General features: G+C 57.0%; 18 protein-coding genes. 7 read left to right on the forward strand and 11 right to left on the reverse strand.

The genetic code is table 11. The features are described 5' to 3' along the window. From THALAR_RS16255 to hemJ, 7 genes are all read right to left on the reverse strand, one after another. Positions 1 to 870: a ParB/RepB/Spo0J family partition protein gene (locus THALAR_RS16255; protein ID WP_021102688.1), complete on the reverse strand. Its 870-nt coding sequence runs from the start codon at positions 868 to 870 to the stop codon at positions 1 to 3. A gap of 1 nt (position 871) precedes the next feature. Beyond that, the gene (locus THALAR_RS16260) at positions 872 to 1,672 is read right to left on the reverse strand and encodes a ParA family protein (protein WP_040819073.1); all 801 of its coding nucleotides are present in this window, start codon (positions 1,670 to 1,672) and stop codon (positions 872 to 874) included. Beyond that, entirely contained in the window at positions 1,673 to 2,299 is a 627-nt protein-coding gene (gene rsmG, locus THALAR_RS16265; RefSeq protein ID WP_040819075.1) for a 16S rRNA (guanine(527)-N(7))-methyltransferase RsmG, read from the reverse strand. A 2-nt stretch (positions 2,300 to 2,301) separates the two neighbouring features. Continuing rightward, a complete protein-coding gene (gene mnmG / locus THALAR_RS16270; RefSeq protein ID WP_021102690.1) occupies positions 2,302 to 4,158 on the reverse strand; it encodes a tRNA uridine-5-carboxymethylaminomethyl(34) synthesis enzyme MnmG in 1,857 nt (618 codons plus the stop codon). 11 nt (positions 4,159 to 4,169) lie between these two features. Next, complete coding sequence (gene mnmE / locus THALAR_RS16275) at positions 4,170 to 5,450, reverse strand: tRNA uridine-5-carboxymethylaminomethyl(34) synthesis GTPase MnmE (protein ID WP_021102691.1); 1,281 nt, start codon at positions 5,448 to 5,450, stop codon at positions 4,170 to 4,172. Positions 5,451 to 5,480: 30 nt separating this feature from the next. Beyond that, complete coding sequence (gene rho, locus THALAR_RS16280) at positions 5,481 to 6,752, reverse strand: transcription termination factor Rho (RefSeq protein ID WP_021102692.1); 1,272 nt, start codon at positions 6,750 to 6,752, stop codon at positions 5,481 to 5,483. 124 nt (positions 6,753 to 6,876) lie between these two features. Continuing rightward, positions 6,877 to 7,329: a protoporphyrinogen oxidase HemJ gene (gene hemJ / locus THALAR_RS16285; protein WP_021102693.1), complete on the reverse strand. Its 453-nt coding sequence runs from the start codon at positions 7,327 to 7,329 to the stop codon at positions 6,877 to 6,879. 394 nt (positions 7,330 to 7,723) lie between these two features. Here hemJ and THALAR_RS16290 point away from each other — a divergent pair, with 394 nt between their 5' ends. The 4 genes from THALAR_RS16290 to dnaQ are packed head-to-tail and all read left to right on the forward strand — an operon-like array spanning position 7,724 to position 10,434. Continuing rightward, positions 7,724 to 8,323, forward strand: coding sequence for a Maf family protein (locus THALAR_RS16290; protein ID WP_040819078.1), 600 nt, complete (start codon positions 7,724 to 7,726; stop codon positions 8,321 to 8,323). Next, positions 8,320 to 9,153: a shikimate dehydrogenase gene (locus tag THALAR_RS16295; RefSeq protein WP_021102695.1), complete on the forward strand. Its 834-nt coding sequence runs from the start codon at positions 8,320 to 8,322 to the stop codon at positions 9,151 to 9,153. The genes THALAR_RS16290 and THALAR_RS16295 overlap by 4 nt, the downstream gene beginning before the upstream one ends. Next, positions 9,150 to 9,749 (forward strand): dephospho-CoA kinase, encoded by a 600-nt coding sequence (gene coaE / locus THALAR_RS16300; protein WP_021102696.1) that lies wholly within the window; start codon positions 9,150 to 9,152, stop codon positions 9,747 to 9,749. Before THALAR_RS16295 ends, coaE begins: the two co-directional genes overlap by 4 nt. Next, positions 9,742 to 10,434: a DNA polymerase III subunit epsilon gene (gene dnaQ, locus THALAR_RS16305; RefSeq protein WP_021102697.1), complete on the forward strand. Its 693-nt coding sequence runs from the start codon at positions 9,742 to 9,744 to the stop codon at positions 10,432 to 10,434. Before coaE ends, dnaQ begins: the two co-directional genes overlap by 8 nt. Here the strand turns inward: dnaQ and secB are convergent. Both secB and THALAR_RS16315 read right to left on the reverse strand, forming a co-directional pair. After that, the gene (gene secB / locus THALAR_RS16310) at positions 10,431 to 10,931 is read right to left on the reverse strand and encodes a protein-export chaperone SecB (protein WP_021102698.1); all 501 of its coding nucleotides are present in this window, start codon (positions 10,929 to 10,931) and stop codon (positions 10,431 to 10,433) included. The two genes, dnaQ and secB, sit on opposite strands and share 4 nt — an antisense overlap. 69 nt (positions 10,932 to 11,000) lie before the next feature. Continuing rightward, positions 11,001 to 11,489, reverse strand: coding sequence for an FxsA family protein (locus THALAR_RS16315; RefSeq protein ID WP_021102699.1), 489 nt, complete (start codon positions 11,487 to 11,489; stop codon positions 11,001 to 11,003). Between the two features lie 118 nt (positions 11,490 to 11,607). On the opposite strand from THALAR_RS16315, the gene THALAR_RS16320 reads away from it, so the two are divergent. From THALAR_RS16320 to THALAR_RS16330, 3 genes are read left to right on the forward strand one after another with little or no spacing between them, the layout of a single operon-like run. Continuing rightward, positions 11,608 to 12,264, forward strand: coding sequence for a Tim44/TimA family putative adaptor protein (locus THALAR_RS16320; protein WP_021102700.1), 657 nt, complete (start codon positions 11,608 to 11,610; stop codon positions 12,262 to 12,264). A gap of 44 nt (positions 12,265 to 12,308) precedes the next feature. Continuing rightward, positions 12,309 to 13,298, forward strand: coding sequence for a murein transglycosylase A (mltA, locus tag THALAR_RS16325; protein ID WP_245622468.1), 990 nt, complete (start codon positions 12,309 to 12,311; stop codon positions 13,296 to 13,298). 4 nt (positions 13,299 to 13,302) lie between these two features. Next, positions 13,303 to 13,896, forward strand: coding sequence for a Smr/MutS family protein (locus THALAR_RS16330; protein ID WP_040819084.1), 594 nt, complete (start codon positions 13,303 to 13,305; stop codon positions 13,894 to 13,896). Here the strand turns inward: THALAR_RS16330 and THALAR_RS16335 are convergent. Together THALAR_RS16335 and THALAR_RS16340 are read right to left on the reverse strand one after the other, a co-directional pair. Next, a complete protein-coding gene (locus tag THALAR_RS16335; RefSeq protein WP_021102703.1) occupies positions 13,858 to 15,102 on the reverse strand; it encodes an MFS transporter in 1,245 nt (414 codons plus the stop codon). The two genes, THALAR_RS16330 and THALAR_RS16335, sit on opposite strands and share 39 nt — an antisense overlap. Beyond that, entirely contained in the window at positions 15,102 to 15,887 is a 786-nt protein-coding gene (locus THALAR_RS16340; protein WP_021102704.1) for an alpha/beta hydrolase, read from the reverse strand. The genes THALAR_RS16335 and THALAR_RS16340 overlap by 1 nt, the downstream gene beginning before the upstream one ends. Positions 15,888 to 16,086: the final 199 nt, after the last annotated feature.

Below are 16,086 nucleotides of genomic sequence, written 5' to 3' on the forward strand. Positions count from 1 at the left end.
TTAGTTGCCAGCCAACAGACGACAAAGCTCGTCCAGCTGGTCGAACGACTTGTAGGTAATGGTCAATCGACCACCCTCCGTCCCCTCAATATGGTCAACGCTTACACCCATTTTCAGCGTTGCAGCCAGATCACCTTCCAGCGCCTTCGTGTCGGGATCTTTCTCGACAGCGGGCTTGCGCTGCTTCGGTTTGCGCGGCTCGCCGGAAGATTTCGCCAACCGCTCCGTCTCGCGCACGGACAGGCCGCCTTTGACGACACGCCGCGCCAACTCACTGGGGTTGTCGGTGGTGATGAGAGCACGAGCATGGCCGCTGGTCAGGTCACCATTTCTGAGCAGCCTGATGACGTCTTCAGGCAGGTTAAGAAGCCGCATCAGGTTTGCGATGTGACTGCGGCTTTTCCCCAAGGCGGTCGACAACTGCTCCTGAGTATGGCCGAACTTGTCTTGAAGCTGACGATAACCCATCGCTTCCTCAAGAGGGTTAAGATCGGCACGCTGGATGTTCTCGATGATGGCGATCTCGAGAACTTCCGTATCGTCAAGCTGCCGAACCACCACGGGTACTTCGTGTATTTGGGCGATCTGGGCAGCCCGCCAGCGGCGCTCGCCGGCAACAATCTCAAACTTGCCTGAGATACTGGGATGCGGGCGGACAATCAGTGGTTGAATAATGCCCTTTACCCGAATGGATTCGGCAAGCTCGTGAAGGTCCTCTTTAACAAAGTCCCGCCGCGGCTGATCGGGATTGGGTTCAATCCGCTCGATCGGTATCATCCGCTCACTGCCGCTTGATTTCGGCGAGTCCGGCGTTTCAATATCGGCCATCAATGCCGAAAGCCCGCGTCCCAGTCCACGTTTCTCTGCCATTCTAAGCTCTTTCCTGTTGAGAATGTCTGGCGACGATCTCCGTCGCCAACGACTTGTAGGCCACCGCACCCAGCGAGCTTGGGTCATAATTGATCACGGGCATTCCATATGATGGAGCCTCGCTCAGGCGGACGTTTCTTGGAATCATTGTTTTGAAGACCAAATCCTTCAGATTCTCCCTGACGTCCAGCTCAACCTGATGACACAAGTTGTTGCGTCTATCATACATGGTCAACACAACACCTTCCAGTCGCAAGCGGGAATTTGCAGTTTCGCGGATTTCCCGCACCGACAGCATGAGTTGTGACAGGCCTTCCAGTGCAAAGAATTCTGCCTGAAGCGGAACGAGCACGGAATCCGACGCAACCATCGCATTCAAAGTCAAAAGATTGAGGGACGGAGGGCAATCAATCAAAATGTAGTCAAGATCAAGATCTTCTGTTGCCAGCGCCCCAAGTGCGTCACTCAGCAGAAAAATTCGCCGCGCGGAAGACACCAGCTCAAGATCGGCAGAGCTCAAATCCGTTGTCGCGGGTGAAATACGCAATCCCGGAACTCCAGTTTCGCGCAAAACATCTTTCAAGGGCAGCTCGTTCAGCAATAGATCGTAAGTCGTGTCTTTGCGATCTCCATGCTCGATCCCCAAACCGGTTGAGGCGTTGCCCTGTGGGTCAAGATCAATAACCGCTACATTTAGTCCCTTTGCTGCCATTGATGCACCTAGGTTGATGGTGGTCGTCGTTTTGCCCACACCACCCTTTTGGTTGGCGACAGAAATTATCCGCGGTGGTGCTTTGGCCATTTAAGCTGCTCGTCTTAATTTGGTTATTATTATCAGCGCTGACTCGTCGCTGGTCATGCTCAGGCGCTTTTCATAATTGAAATCCCACATCTCCGCTGCGGTGTCTAGCTCCTGTTGATATCGCTCTCCCTTTAAAAACAGCGCGGTCCCACCCTTCTTTAGGTGTAAATCGGCCATGCTCATGAGGGCGACAAGTGGCGCGAGAGCGCGGGCCGTGACGACATCCGCCGCCTGAGGGCTTAACTGCTCAACCCTTTCCGCTAGTATGTTTACGTCCAGATCCATTTCCCTCGCCGCTGCCATGAGGAAGGAGGCTTTGCGGAGGTCCGATTCAACCAAAGTCACGTTTAGATTTGGCGCTTTTTCTTTGGCAAGCGCCGCGATTACCAATCCAGGAAACCCCCCGCCGGACCCTAGATCACACAATTTCTGCGCATCGGCTGGCACCGCCTCGAATACTTGCGCTGAATCCACGAAATGTCTGCTCCAAATCTCAGGAACTGTCGACTTGGCGATGAGATTGATTTTGGAGGTCCACTTAACCAGCAGTGTTTCATAGTGAGAAAGGCGGTCAATTGTTTCACGTGAAACAGAGAAGCGGTCAGCGAACTGCTCTTGGTCTGTCATATTTAACGTGCCTGCGCCTTCACGCGTCCAAGTATCAGCGTAAGAGCCGCAGGTGTTACACCATCGACCTTTGCGGCCTGAGCAAGGGTTTCAGGGCGAAGGCGCGTTAGCTTGCTTTTCATCTCGTTGGACAAGCCAGTCAGTGTTTCAAAGCTGAAATCTTCAGGGATTCGCACAGCTTCATCCCTTCGCAAAGCTTCAGCGTCCTTGTTCTGGCGCTCGATATAGCCAGCATACAAGGCATCACGCGAGATCTGTGTGGTAATCTCCTCGCTGTAATTTTCCAAGCCAGGAACGAGCGGTCGGATAGCGTCCAGCGTAACGTCCGGAAAAGACAGCAAATCAAACGCTGATCGACGCCTGCCGTCCTTATTCACCTTTAAACCAATCCGCTCTGCCTCTTGCGGCGAAACACGCACATTGACCATCTCGGCCCTTAAAGCGTTCAGATCCGCCTCTTTCCTGGCGTAGATTTCTTTTCTCACCTCGCCAACGCAGCCGGCCGCTATACCGATCGGGGTCAGCCGTTGATCAGCATTATCGGCCCGCAGCGACATTCTGAACTCTGCTCGCGAAGTGAACATTCGATATGGCTCCTGCACACCTCGCGTAATGAGATCGTCAATCATGACGCCGATATAGGCTTCGGATCGACTGACCACGACATCATCTGTCCCTTGCGCACGCCTGGCTGCGTTCAAGCCAGCGATCAGTCCTTGAGCAGCAGCCTCTTCGTAGCCGGTTGTTCCATTGATCTGGCCCGCAAGGTAAAGGCCCGGAACCTCGCGCAGCTCCAACGTGCGCTTCAACGCTCTCGGATCAATGTAGTCGTACTCAATCGCATAGCCGGGCTGCAAAATCTCTGCGTTTTCAAGGCCCGTGATTGACCTGACGTATCGCTCCTGAACCGCAACAGGAAGCGAGGTCGATATGCCATTCGGATAAACCGAGTTACAATTGAGCCCTTCTGGTTCAAGAAACACCTGATGTGACGTCTTGTCAGCAAAACGCACCACCTTATCCTCGATAGACGGGCAGTATCGCGGGCCTACGCCGTCGATATGTCCGCCATACATCGCGGACAATTCCAGATTTCCTTTAATGATATCATGGGTCTGTTCGTTGGTGTGCGTGATGCCACAGGAGACTTGCGACGCCAATTGTTGCGCAGGCAGAAATGAGAACAGCTCCGGCTGCTCGTCTCCGGGCTGCATTTCCAAGATATCCCAGTTGATGCTATCTCTGGCCAATCTCGGCGGAGTTCCAGTCTTTAGCCGTCCCATGTCCAGGCCGAAGCTGTCGATCCTTTCGGCAAGCCGGATCACCGGTGCGTCACCGACCCGCCCGCCAGGTTGCGATTTATCCCCGATATGGATGACGCCGCGAAGAAACGTTCCCGCAGTCAAAACCACGGCAAGGGAGGTCACGGTGGATCCGTCCGCAAGCTCAACGCCGCGTACGTGATCATCCTGTAGAATAAGGTCCGCGACTTCGCCTTCAATCACCGTAAGATTGGGCTGTGTGTTGATGAAGTTCTGGATCGCGTTGCGGTAAAGAGACCGGTCCGCCTGTGCCCTCGGTCCTTGCACAGCAGGACCCTTCCTTCGGTTGAGCAGGCGGAACTGGATGCCCGCCGCATCGGCTGCGCGGCCCATAATGCCATCCAGCGCGTCGATCTCCCTGACGAGATGGCCCTTTCCAAGGCCGCCAATCGCCGGATTGCATGACATCACGCCAATCGTTTCGGCTCTCTGAGTAATCAATGCAGTTCGCGCGCCGGTACGGGCGGACGCATGCGCCGCCTCTGTGCCAGCATGGCCGCCACCAATCACTACTACGTCAAAGCTGGGATGTTTCACGTGAAACACTCCTATTTACCTAAACAGAAACTTGCGAAGATCTCATCCAGCACGGATTCGACATCAACGCGTCCTATCATAGTTTCCAACGCCCTGACAGCACTTCGCAGCTCCTCTGCGGCGATTTCAGCGCGATCCATGCCGTGGCTCATTTCATCTTCGCATATTGCCAGCGCAGCAGACGCCCGAACAAGCGCAACCCTGTGACGCTCTCGGATCGCGAGCCCCGCACCCGCAACCCGCTGGCTGAGAACGGTGTGAACCCGATCCAGCAGTTCCGGCACACCTTGGCCGGTCAGCCCCGACACGCCCTCGCCGGTCTGGTCCGCTTTTCCCTGAAGCACTACATCGTCTGCCTGAATTTGAACAGGCAACCGAGTTTCTGCGTCTTCCAATAGAAAAACTCTCATATCCGCAGACGCGGCTCGCTCCACAGCGCGAGCGATGCCAATCGTCTCGACCTCGTCGGCAGTATCCCGAAGCCCGGCTGTGTCGAGAAAGCTGACGGGCAGACCTCGCAAATCCATTCTGACTTCAATAATATCGCGGGTGGTGCCAGCAACTGATGAGGTAATCGCAGCCTCACGCCCCGCCAGTGTGTTCAACAACGTGGACTTGCCGATGTTTGGGGGGCCAACAATCGCAACCTCGAAGCCATCCCGAATCCGCTCGGCAACGCCTACTCCCGCCGCCATCTGATCAAGCTCGGCACGAACGCCTGATGTCAGAGAGCGAACTTCCGGCGATACATCAACCGGCAAATCCTCGTCGGCGAAATCTATCGTGGCCTCAAGAAGAGCGGCCGCGCGCACCAAGTCCCTCCGCCAACCCTCCGTCTTGGCACCAAGGGCACCACTGAAAACCCGGATCGCTTGACGTCGTTGGGCCTCGGTTTCCGCATCTATAAGATCAGCCAGCCCTTCGACCTGCGCAAGATCGAGCTTGCCGTTCTCCATCGCGCGACGCGTGAACTCCCCGGGCTCGGCGAGCCGCAAGTCCTCTGCATCGCCAAGAACCCTTAAAACGGCAGCGACGATGGAAGGGCTTCCGTGGAGATGAAGTTCGACCACATCCTCGCCCGTAAAGCTGGCACCGCCAGCAAAACCCAAAACCAGCGCCTTATCTATCAGAGACCCGTCATGATCCCGGATACTCGCCAACACCGGCTCGCGCGGCGGTATCGTGCGACCTGTCAGAGTTTTGGCAGCATCAAAGGATTTCGGCCCGGACAGCCGAATGATGGAAACACCCGCTTTTCCCCGCGCCGTTGCCAGCGCGAATATCGTGTCCATAACGTCTACCTTACTGTTTTTAAACAGAAATCAGGTGTTCATTGAATCGAAGAAGTCGGCATTTGATTTGGTTTGCTTCAGCTTGCCAATCAAGAACTCGATCGCATCCGTGGTCCCCATCGGGTTTAGAATGCGACGCAGCACGAAGGTCTTTTGCAGATCGTTCTTATCGACCAACAGCTCCTCTTTCCGCGTACCGGACTTGAGAATATCCATCGCGGGGAAGACGCGTTTGTCGGCCACTTTGCGGTCCAGCACAATCTCGGAGTTACCGGTCCCTTTGAATTCCTCAAAGATGACCTCGTCCATGCGGGAGCCAGTGTCTATCAGCGCCGTTGCGATGATCGTCAGAGAGCCGCCTTCCTCGATGTTACGTGCGGCCCCGAAGAAGCGCTTGGGGCGTTGTAGGGCGTTCGCGTCGACACCACCGGTCAGAACCTTACCGGATGATGGCACCACGGTGTTAAACGCACGCCCCAAACGGGTGATGGAGTCCAGCAGGATCACAACATCACGCTTATGCTCGACCAGACGCTTGGCTTTCTCGATCACCATTTCCGCCACACCAACGTGGCGGGTCGCGGGCTCGTCAAAAGTGGAGCTGACAACTTCGCCCTTCACCGAGCGCTGCATGTCCGTCACCTCTTCAGGACGCTCGTCAATTAGCAGAACGATCAGATAGCATTCCGGATGGTTCTCTTCGATCGACTTGGCGATGTTTTGAAGCAACACGGTCTTACCAGTGCGCGGCGGTGCCACGATCAGGGACCGCTGGCCTTTCCCGATTGGCGCGACAAGATCAATGATCCGCGCCGAGCGGTCCTTAATCGTCGGGTCTTTCAACTCCATCGTCAGCCGCTCGTCCGGATAAAGCGGCGTCAGGTTATCGAAAGAAACCTTATGGCGCGCCTTTTCCGGGTCCTCGAAATTGATCATCGTCACCGAGGTGATCGCGAAGTAGCTCTCGTTTTCACCCGGCGCGCTCATGACGCCCTCCACGGTATCGCCCGTACGCAGCGAGTGTTTGCGGATCATGTCCGGCGAGACGTAAATATCATCCGGGCCGGGAAGATAGTTCGCCTCTGGCGACCGCAAGAATCCAAACCCGTCTTGCAAAACTTCCAGCACACCGTCACCGGAGATTTCCCAGCCGTCTTCCGCCCGCTCCTTGAGGATCGAGAACATGATGTCCCCTTTCCGCATCGTGGAAGCGTTTTCGATCTCCAGCTCCTCGGCCATAGCCACCAGATCGGCAGGGCTATTCTTTTTGAGGTCAGCGAGATTCAGCGTGTCTTCAGACATAAGGGATCACCCAATTCAGGTGGCGGTAAGGCCAAGTCGATAATTTAACAGTCAGGGAGTCATCACAACCGGACGGCTGCTAAGGCTGCTGGGTAGCAATGAAGTCTGCGTGAGTCAATCCGCTTCAGATCGGCCGCGCGATCACCATCACGACGATCGCGATCATCAGCACCGTCGGGACTTCGTTCATGATCCGGTAGGTGCGGCCCGTAAGAGTATTCTCTCCCGCCACAAACCCTTTCTGCCGAGCACCGAGCCATTCGTGGAACGCTGTCATTCCCAACACCGCACCGGCCTTGATCCAGGGCCAGCCCTCAGACCAAACGACTATCCCGGGGGTGAATACCAATAACAGCCCGAAAATCCATGTGCTGATCATTGCGGGTTGCATAATCAGCTTGAACAGCTTGCGTTCCATCATCTGAAAAAGCGCATCTGTTTCGGAACCAGTCGTCACCTTTTCTGTGTGGTGGACGAACAACCTTGGCAAATAGAACAATCCTGCCATCCATGCGATAACCGAGATCACATGCAGGCTTTTTGTCCATGGGTAAATTTCTGCCAGAAAATCTGTCATGCGCGCCTCGCTCTCGGCCTTCCTTCTTAAATAAATAAAGAAGAAAGAAAAGATGATGTTGTTAGTAGGTACAGTGGATAGTGTGGATCAAATACTTGTCCACTGACGAAGAAATCAGCGGGGACAGTTTTGCCCAAGAATTTTAGAATGTCATATTACCTATTGAAATCAAATATCTAAGATGTTTTCAGTTGGTGGAGAATCTGTGGACAAACACTGAGCGGAATTGCCTTCAGTCGCATTACCAACACCGGTGAATCCCGCACTCCACACGGGAGAACCACGCGAACGGAATCTTTGCAATGTGGGTAAGATCGGCTCCTACGCCAAACGCGGTGGATAACCGGTCCGATGCGCAATATATATCCTTCAGCTTACCCTCAGAGTTATCCACATGACACGCCCCATAATCCTTGCCTCAGGTTCGGCTATTCGGCAAACGATGCTGCGTCAGGCGGGCGTTAACTTTACCTCGACAGTCGCCCGCATTGATGAAGATAGCATTAAAGCCTCTCTTTTGGGTGAAAATGCCAACCCGCGCGACATCGCAGATACGTTGGCCGAATTCAAAGCCCGCCGCGTTGCCGGAAAAAAACCGCAAGCGCTGGTAATCGGATGCGATCAGGTGCTGGAATTCGAGCGCGAGATCCTGTCGAAACCGACCTCGCCGGAAGACGCCGCCGCGCAGATCAAGCGGATGTCAGGCAAACAGCACAAACTTCTATCCGCGGCGGTCATCTACGAAGACGCCAAGCCGGTCTGGCGCACTGTTGGTCAAGTGCGGTTGACGATGCGCAGTCTTAGCCCGGATTACGTCTACAGCTATGTCGAACGCAATTGGGACGACATTCAGCATTGCGTTGGCGGCTATCAACTGGAGGCCGAAGGCGCGCGGCTTTTTGCCCGCGTGGATGGCGACTACTTTACCGTGCTGGGCCTGCCGCTACTTGAGGTGCTAGGCTATCTTACAATGTCAGGAGCAATAGACGGATGACCAACGACAAGATCCCGCTGGCTGGGGTGATTGGACAACCGATCACGCAAAGCAAGTCTCCGGTTGTGCATGCGCACTGGCTCAGACGCTACGGCATCCGAGGCCATTACATTCCGATGGACGTGTCCAGCGTGGACCTGCCACATGTCTTGAACAACCTGCCAAGGATGGGGTTTCGCGGTGTGAACATCACGATCCCGCACAAGGAAAGCGTGCTGGATATTGCGGATGTCATCTCCGACCGCGCGGCTTTGATCGGTGCTGCGAATACGTTGACGTTTCAAAGCGACGGAAAACTGCACGCCGACAATACCGACGGCTTGGGGTTTATCGCGAACCTCAAACAAGAAGCGCCGGGTTGGAACCCACAGGCTGGTCCGGCCCTTGTGCTGGGTGCAGGTGGGGCGTCCCGCGCTGTCGTGGCGGCATTGCTCCATGAACGGGTGCCGGAGATTATACTGACGAACCGCACCAGAGCGCGTGCGGATGCCCTAAAGGCCCATTTTGGCGGCAAGATCAAAGTGGTAGATTGGACGCAGGCCGCAAGCCATCTGGATGAAACGGCAACTTTGGTGAATACCACCGCATTGGGTATGACCGGCAAGGAGGAGCTGAAGCTCAACCTTGGTCGTCTGACGTCCGACACTCTGGTAACGGATATCGTCTACAACCCGCTGACCACACCGCTATTGGCGCAGGCCGAAGCGCGCGGCTGCCAGACCGTGGACGGGTTGGGAATGTTGCTTCATCAGGCCGTGCCCGGATTCGAGCGCTGGTTTGGCCGCGCCCCGGAAGTTGACGCAGAACTGCGTAACGCTGTCCTGAGATGAGCGGCGGCCCGTTTATTCTAGGCCTGACCGGATCTATCGGCATGGGAAAATCGACGACCGCGCAGATGTTCCGCGATCTGGGCGTTCCGGTATGGGATGCAGATCAGGCGGTAGCGGATCTCTACGGCAAGGGCGGCTTGGCGATTTCAGGACTCGCGGACATTCATAAGGATTTCGTCAAAGATGATGTGGCGGACCGAAGCGCGATGAAAAAGGCGATTGCTGCTGATCCGAGTATTCTAAAGAAGATCGAGACGCTCGTGCATCCGCTTGTTCGCGCCAGCCGGGAGGCATTTCTTGCGGAGCATGCTGACGACGATCTGGTCGTTCTGGACATCCCGCTGCTCTATGAGACGAACGCGCAGGACCAGATGGACGCGGTTCTGGTCGTCTCTGCTCCCTCGGATGTGCAGCGCGCCCGCGTTCTGGAACGCGGCACCATGACACCGGAGATGTTCGAGGCGATCCTGGCCAAACAATTGCCAGACGCCGAGAAGCGCAAGCGTGCCGACTATGTTATCGAAACCTTGACCCTTGAAGGCACCAAGGCGGACGTGACATCCTTGGTTGAAGATTTGAGGGCCCGACATGCGTGAAATCGTTCTGGATACTGAGACCACCGGATTTGAACCCGGCGAGGGCGACCGGATCGTCGAAATCGGCGCGGTGGAGCTGTATAACCACATGCCGACGGGCAAGGTGTATCACCAATATATAAACCCCGAACGCTCCATGCCGCAGGGCGCGTTCGAGGTGCATGGGTTAGGCGACGAGTTCCTGCGCGATAAACCTGTGTTCAAGAAGGTCGGTCAGGCGTTTCTGGATTTTGTCGGTGACGCCAAGCTGGTGATCCACAATGCCGCTTTTGACATGAAGTTTCTCAACGCGGAACTTGGGTGGGGTGGCTTCCGTTTGCTGCCCGACGATCAGGCTTTGGATACGCTGGCGATTGCCCGCAAGAAATTCCCCGGCTCGCCCGCGTCTCTGGATGCGTTGTGCCGCCGGTTCGGCATCGACAACTCGGCCCGTGAAAAGCATGGGGCGCTGCTCGACAGCGAAATACTTGCAGAGGTGTATCTGGAGCTGATCGGCGGGCGTCAGCCGGACTTGGTCCTGTCCGCTTCCAGCGGGTCAGGCGCTTCGGGTCAGGCCGTTGAAGCATGGCGTCCGATGCCGCGGCCGGAGCCGCTACCCCCGCGCATCACCGAGGAAGAACGCGCCGCCCATCAAGCCTTTGTAGACAAGTTGGGCGACGCTGCTTTGTGGAAAGCGCAGGCTTAAGCGTCTGCGGTTTTTGCTGCGGCCTCTGCCTGAGCGCGACGGGCCAGCTCGTTGCGATAAAGCGCAAGGAAATCAATGGTTTCCAAGTTCAGCGGCGGGAAGCCACCGTCGCGGGTCACGTCCGACACGATGCGGCGCAGAAACGGGAACAGCATGCGCGGGCATTCGATCATCAGGAACGGGTGAAGCTGCTCATCCGGCACGTTCTCGATATGGAAGATGCCGGTGTATTCCAGCTCCATCAAAAAGATCGGCTTGCCTTCGCCGGTGGTCTTCGCGGTCACTTCCAGTTTGGTGGTAACCTCGAACTGGTTCTCTTCGCCGCGCTTCTTCGCGTCGAGGTTTACCTGAACCTGAATGTCAGGCGTCTGGTCGCCTTCGCCAAGACCCTTTTGGGCGGCGATGTTCTCGAAGGACATATCCTTGATGAACTGCGCCAGAACTTGCATGCGGGGGGGTGTTGGGGCGGCGGATGCCGCGCCGTTTTCTTCGGCCATCGGTGACGTCTCCTTAAAGCGAGAAATTAAGCTGGGGTTTGCTTAGCAGGTCACCACGCCCGCCTCAACTCAATGCCGCGTCCAACCGGACGGCGGTTCATGCGTCGGGCGCGGGGCATCGTCGTCCAGTTCCGAAAACTCACCGTCGATGATGTCCTGCCCCTGAGGCGGCCGCGGCTCCTGACGGTAGCTGGTTTTCACGAAGCTTTGGACTTTCACCTTGCTGCGAATCCACTTGAACAAGCCAAGCCGGACCGGCGGAACCAACAGCGCGAAACCGACCGCGTCGGTGAAAAAACCCGGGGTCAGCAGCAGCAAACCGGACGCGAGGATCATCGCGCCATGGGCCAGCGACTCGGTCGGGTCCTGAAACTCTTGCAGATTGGAGCGAATCTGCGAAAGCGCCATGATACCCTGTGCCCGCACAAGAACCGTGCCAAGGATCGCGGTCAGGATGACAATTGCCAAAGTGGGCCAGAGCCCAAGCCAGCCGCCGACCTGTATGAACAACGCGATCTCGACAATCGGGATCGTCACGAAGAGTAAAAATAGCCACATGGCGAAAGCCTGTTTCCTGTGTATCGGGTTAGGTGGACTTGTGCCCCCCTTGCACCTACATAAGAGGCTGAGTTCCAAATTGCCAACTTCCGGCACATAGAGGCGTGTAGAGCACGATATGATCGAAATTCTTGTCTTGGCGGGCATCGCCGTCTTTCTCATTCTGAAGCTGAAATCGGTGCTGGGCACGCGGGACGGCTTCGAGAAGCCGCCATTGCCCATTCCGACCGGCGCAGATCCGGCACAAAAGGCGCGTCAGAAGTTCGAGGTGATCGACGGCGGCGCCGACCGCGACATTACCGATCACGTTCCCGAAGACAGCGATGCGGCCAAGGCGCTGGCAGAGATGAAGCGCGTCGATCCGAACTTCAGCGTGACCGAATTCCTCGGCGGTGCGCGTGGTGCCTACGAGATGATTCTGATGGCTTTCGAACTTGGCGAGATCGACGACATCGCCCCGTTCCTGTCCGGCGACGTGCTGGAGGCGTTCGAGCAGGTGATCGAACAGCGCGAGAAGGAAGGCCTGCTGGTTCAGGCAAACTTCGTCGGCGTGCGCGAGTTGACCTTGCTGGATGCGGAATTCGACAGGGACACCAAGGAAGGCGAGCTGAAAGTCCGTTTTATCGGTGAGTTGACTTCCGTGGTGCGCGACTCTGCTGGCGACATCGTCGAAGGCGATCCCAACGCGATCAAGCGGGTCAAGGACGTCTGGACGTTCGCCCGTATCATGGACAGCGACGATCCCAACTGGCAACTGGTCGCTACTGGGGAATGAGGCATGTCCGGTGGGCAGCGGCAGTTTTCGCGTTGGGGGCGGTCATGACCCTCGACACGGCAGATGCCGCACCCACCTACGAGATCCTGAAATTCGAGGACTTGAATGGTTGGGCGGATGACGATCACGAAGCCGCCTTATCGGTCTTTCTGGACACCTGCGCCGACATCAAAGACCCCGAATGGGCCACGCTATGTGCCTTGGCAACCAGCCAACCAAACGCCCGCACTTTTTTCGAACTGTTTTTCCGGCCGGTTCTGATTAACGGCGATGAACAGGCGCTGTTTACCGGATATTTCGAGCCGGAGCTTCGCGGCTCCCGAAATCGCGGCGGGCCATATCAATATCCCCTGCACAGCAAGCCACCAGAGGTGGAGAACGGCACCACTTGGTATTCGCGCCGTGAGATCGAGGAACAAGGCCTGCTGGAAGGTCGCGGGCTGGAGCTGGTCTGGATCGACGACCCTGTCGAGAAGTTCTTTTTGCAAATCCAAGGCTCCGGCCGCGTCAAGCTGGCCGAAGGCGGGGCGATGCGGGTCGGCTATGGCGGCAAAAACGGCCACGAATACCGCTCTATCGGGCAAGAGCTGATCCGGCGCGGCATTTACGAGCCGCATCAGGTCTCGGCTCAGGTCATCCGGCGCTGGGTTCAGCGCAACCCCGTTGAGGGGTCGGAATTGCTGCGGCACAACCCGTCTTACGTTTTCTTCCGCGAAGTCTCGGAAGTGCCCGCCGATAAGGGGCCGCTTGGGGCTATGAACCGGTCGATCACGCCGATGCGGTCAATCGCGGTGGACCCCGCGTTCACCACCTTGGGTGGGCCTGTCTGGATAGAGAAAGCCGGTGCGAAGCCGATGAATCGCTTGATGATCGCGCAAGACACGGGCTCTGCCATCAAGGGCGCGCAGCGGGCCGATATTTATTTCGGGACCGGTAACCAAGCAGGCCGCGCGGCAGGTCGTATTCGGGATCGCGGGCGGCTTGTCACGCTAATGCCGATTCAAACCGCGTACACTCTGGTCCCCGGCGGATAAGGCGATGAGACGCCGCAAACGCAGCTTGAACCCAGAAGAGCAAGAGCTTTGGTCAAGGGTAACCGAAACAGCCATCCCCATGCCGATGCGCGGCAAGTCCGCGCCAAAAGAAAAGACGTCGCGCAAAGCGGTCCCTGATCCGATCTCGCCACGGTCGATCAAGTCCTTCAAACTGGGGGTCAAGGCGGCCCCGAAGCACGCCAAGCATAGCCTTGCACCGTCGCTCGACGACCATTTCGTTAAAGCTCCTTTGGCGATGGACAAAAAGGCGTTCACCCGCTTGAAGCAAGGCAAACTCAGCCCCGAGGCGCGGCTGGACCTGCACGGCATGACGCTGGAACAAGCGCATCCGCGATTGAACCGCTTCATTCTGGATGCCCACGCGCAGGGAAAGCGGCTGGTTCTGGTGATCACCGGCAAGGGAAAAAGCCGTGACGAGGGCGGGCCCATCCCGACGCGATTGGGGGTTCTGCGCCATCAGGTGCCGCAATGGTTTCAACAACACCCGCTCAGGCCGCATATTCTTCAGGTCACGCAGGCCAGCCAGAAACATGGCGGCTCAGGGGCGTATTACGTCTACTTGCGGCGCGCGCGCTAGCAGGGGCCGTGCCCGGCTAAGTGCAATCGTGGCGACGGCTGTTGCAAGCACCATGTATCCGGCGACCCACACCATTTGCCGCGAATAGTCCACTCCCATGTCGATAATCAGGCCCGTCAGCCCCGGCCCTATTGCGGAGCCGAATACCATGATTGCGGTTGCCATCGCCTTGATGCTGCCCAGATGGCGGGTGCCGAAAAACTCGGCCCAAAATGCGGCGGGAAGCGTGGCTTGCATGCCTGAGGTCATGGCAAAGAAAGCGATGCCGATGGCTGCGACAGCTAAGCTGGCGCTTTGCGAGAAGATCACGAAGCCCACAGCCAAGGGAAGTGTATAGATCGACATCATGCGGCCCGTCCCGAAACGGTCTATGGCGAAGCCGGATGCAATCATCGAACAGATCGCCAGCGCGGTATAAACCGGAAACAGCTGAACGAGGTCGAAATGCGTCCAGCCTTTCACCTCGGCCAGATGCACCTGAAGGAAAAAGAACGCCGTACCGAATGCCGGCGGCCCGATCAGGACAGGCACCAGCAACCAGAACAGGGACGAGCGCAACACCTGCACCCGTGTCCAATGTTTGCCGCCCATTCCCGCCACCTGATCTTCGTTGGACGAGGATTGCGGTGTGCGTTCCTGTTTCAACAGCGAGAAAATCAGCGGAGAGATGAGCAACAACGCCCCTGCCGCGACAAGCCATGAACTACGCCAGCCAATCACGGCCATCAGGGCTACGAAGAAAATCGGCAACAGCGCCTCGCCGATCGAGAACCCGAAACTCGCTATGGCTAAAGCCCGCCCCCGCGCGGCGATGAACCAGCGGGCCATTGCGGTACTGGCGACATGGCTCGACATACCTTGACCCATCAGCCGCAACATGAAGATCAGCACGACCAGCATGGGAACCGAGGAAACAAACGCCATCGACACACAAGCGGCGGCCAAAGTGACAAGCACCGCCGTTCCCAACACGCGCACGCGGAAATGGTCCGTTAGAACGCCGGCCCAAACCATCGTCGCCGCAGAGGCAAGCGTGCCGATCATGTAGATGCCGCCCCACGCGGCGTGGGTCAGATCAAACTCCGTACGGATTTCGCCCGCGAAGATCGACAGAAAGAAGGTTTGCCCGAAGGAGGACGAAAAGGTCAGCAGGAATCCCGCGCTCAACCAACCGAGGTTGGCGCGGATGAATTTCCACGTCCCCACTATTGCAGGCTCGTGACCGGCGAGAGGATCAGTTCTGTGGCGTTCTGAACCGTCAACAGCGTTCCGGGCAGAAGACCGGTACGACCGCCATCACCGGACAGGGCGCTTTCCAGGCCGGGAATCTGGCCAAGAAGTTTCAGCAAGGCAGGCGACTTGGCGGCGGCGAAATGGTTTGTTCCACCCTCGCTATAGGCTGTGACGTCGATATAAGTGATGTCGTACTCGGCGATTTGCGCTACGTCTTCCAACCGTCCAAGCCGGTTGTTCTGGCCGGTGAGGCGTTCGATCAAGCGCAAGGCGCGATCCTTCTTGGACGAGAAGATGTAGAACGGATCAGGCAGGTCGCCGATAGCGTCCGCCTGTGATTTGAACACATCAAGATCCAGATCAGGCGACATCAATACGACCCCGCCTATGCGGTTCAGGGTGCGTGTATTGCCGGACAGGCTCAACCCCCTGAGCGTCTCCATTGTGACCATGGACCCCAGGGAGTGGGCCACCAGAATGACGTTGTTCGCGTTTGAGCGTGACACGTCCTCAAGCAGGCGATGCAGCCCGTCGCGGGCAAACAAGGCGCTGTCGCGGTCATATGCGTAATTCAGCGGATTGCCTGCGGATGGCCATGCGTAAGTTACGACAACGCCCGGAAGATTCAGGTCATGGCCCATCTGCGCGATGCGGTAGATGCCATCACCAAACCGCGTGTTGAAGCCGTGCACAAATATGATCACGTCGCGGTTCTCAGGCTTTTTCGTAGCAAGCTCCCGGTTCAGAGCTTCACGCATGCCTCTACTGCCGTTAAAAACTTCTGTGCTTGCCAGCAGGAAGTGCTTTTGCGGATCAGGGTCGCCGTATGGCCATTCGATCTGGCCGGGCTTGTGAGTCGGCGGAATCGATACGTCCGCCAACCCGTAGATTGTGGACCGCGAACGCCGCGAGCCGAAGGGTAGCCTGTCAGTCTGACGAGTGGTTGCAAAGAAAACT

Source organism: Litoreibacter arenae DSM 19593 (genome assembly GCF_000442275.2).
In the GTDB taxonomy this organism is placed as follows: Bacteria; Pseudomonadota; Alphaproteobacteria; order Rhodobacterales; family Rhodobacteraceae; genus Litoreibacter; species Litoreibacter arenae.

Coding starts and splice junctions, on each gene's coding strand:
- coaE (WP_021102696.1), top strand. CDS start 9,150: ATGAGCGGCGGCCCGTTTATTCTAGGCCTGACCGGATCTATCGGCATG.
- THALAR_RS16295 (WP_021102695.1), top strand. CDS start 8,320: ATGACCAACGACAAGATCCCGCTGGCTGGGGTGATTGGACAACCGATC.
- secB (WP_021102698.1), bottom strand. CDS start 10,931: ATGGCCGAAGAAAACGGCGCGGCATCCGCCGCCCCAACACCCCCCCGC.
- mltA (WP_245622468.1), top strand. CDS start 12,309: ATGACCCTCGACACGGCAGATGCCGCACCCACCTACGAGATCCTGAAA.
- THALAR_RS16260 (WP_040819073.1), bottom strand. CDS start 1,672: ATGGCCAAAGCACCACCGCGGATAATTTCTGTCGCCAACCAAAAGGGT.
- hemJ (WP_021102693.1), bottom strand. CDS start 7,329: ATGACAGATTTTCTGGCAGAAATTTACCCATGGACAAAAAGCCTGCAT.
- rho (WP_021102692.1), bottom strand. CDS start 6,752: ATGTCTGAAGACACGCTGAATCTCGCTGACCTCAAAAAGAATAGCCCT.
- THALAR_RS16330 (WP_040819084.1), top strand. CDS start 13,303: ATGAGACGCCGCAAACGCAGCTTGAACCCAGAAGAGCAAGAGCTTTGG.
- THALAR_RS16320 (WP_021102700.1), top strand. CDS start 11,608: ATGATCGAAATTCTTGTCTTGGCGGGCATCGCCGTCTTTCTCATTCTG.
- THALAR_RS16315 (WP_021102699.1), bottom strand. CDS start 11,489: ATGTGGCTATTTTTACTCTTCGTGACGATCCCGATTGTCGAGATCGCG.
- THALAR_RS16255 (WP_021102688.1), bottom strand. CDS start 870: ATGGCAGAGAAACGTGGACTGGGACGCGGGCTTTCGGCATTGATGGCC.
- THALAR_RS16340 (WP_021102704.1), bottom strand. CDS start 15,887: ATGCGTGAAGCTCTGAACCGGGAGCTTGCTACGAAAAAGCCTGAGAAC.
- mnmE (WP_021102691.1), bottom strand. CDS start 5,450: ATGGACACGATATTCGCGCTGGCAACGGCGCGGGGAAAAGCGGGTGTT.
- THALAR_RS16290 (WP_040819078.1), top strand. CDS start 7,724: ATGACACGCCCCATAATCCTTGCCTCAGGTTCGGCTATTCGGCAAACG.
- rsmG (WP_040819075.1), bottom strand. CDS start 2,299: ATGACAGACCAAGAGCAGTTCGCTGACCGCTTCTCTGTTTCACGTGAA.
- dnaQ (WP_021102697.1), top strand. CDS start 9,742: ATGCGTGAAATCGTTCTGGATACTGAGACCACCGGATTTGAACCCGGC.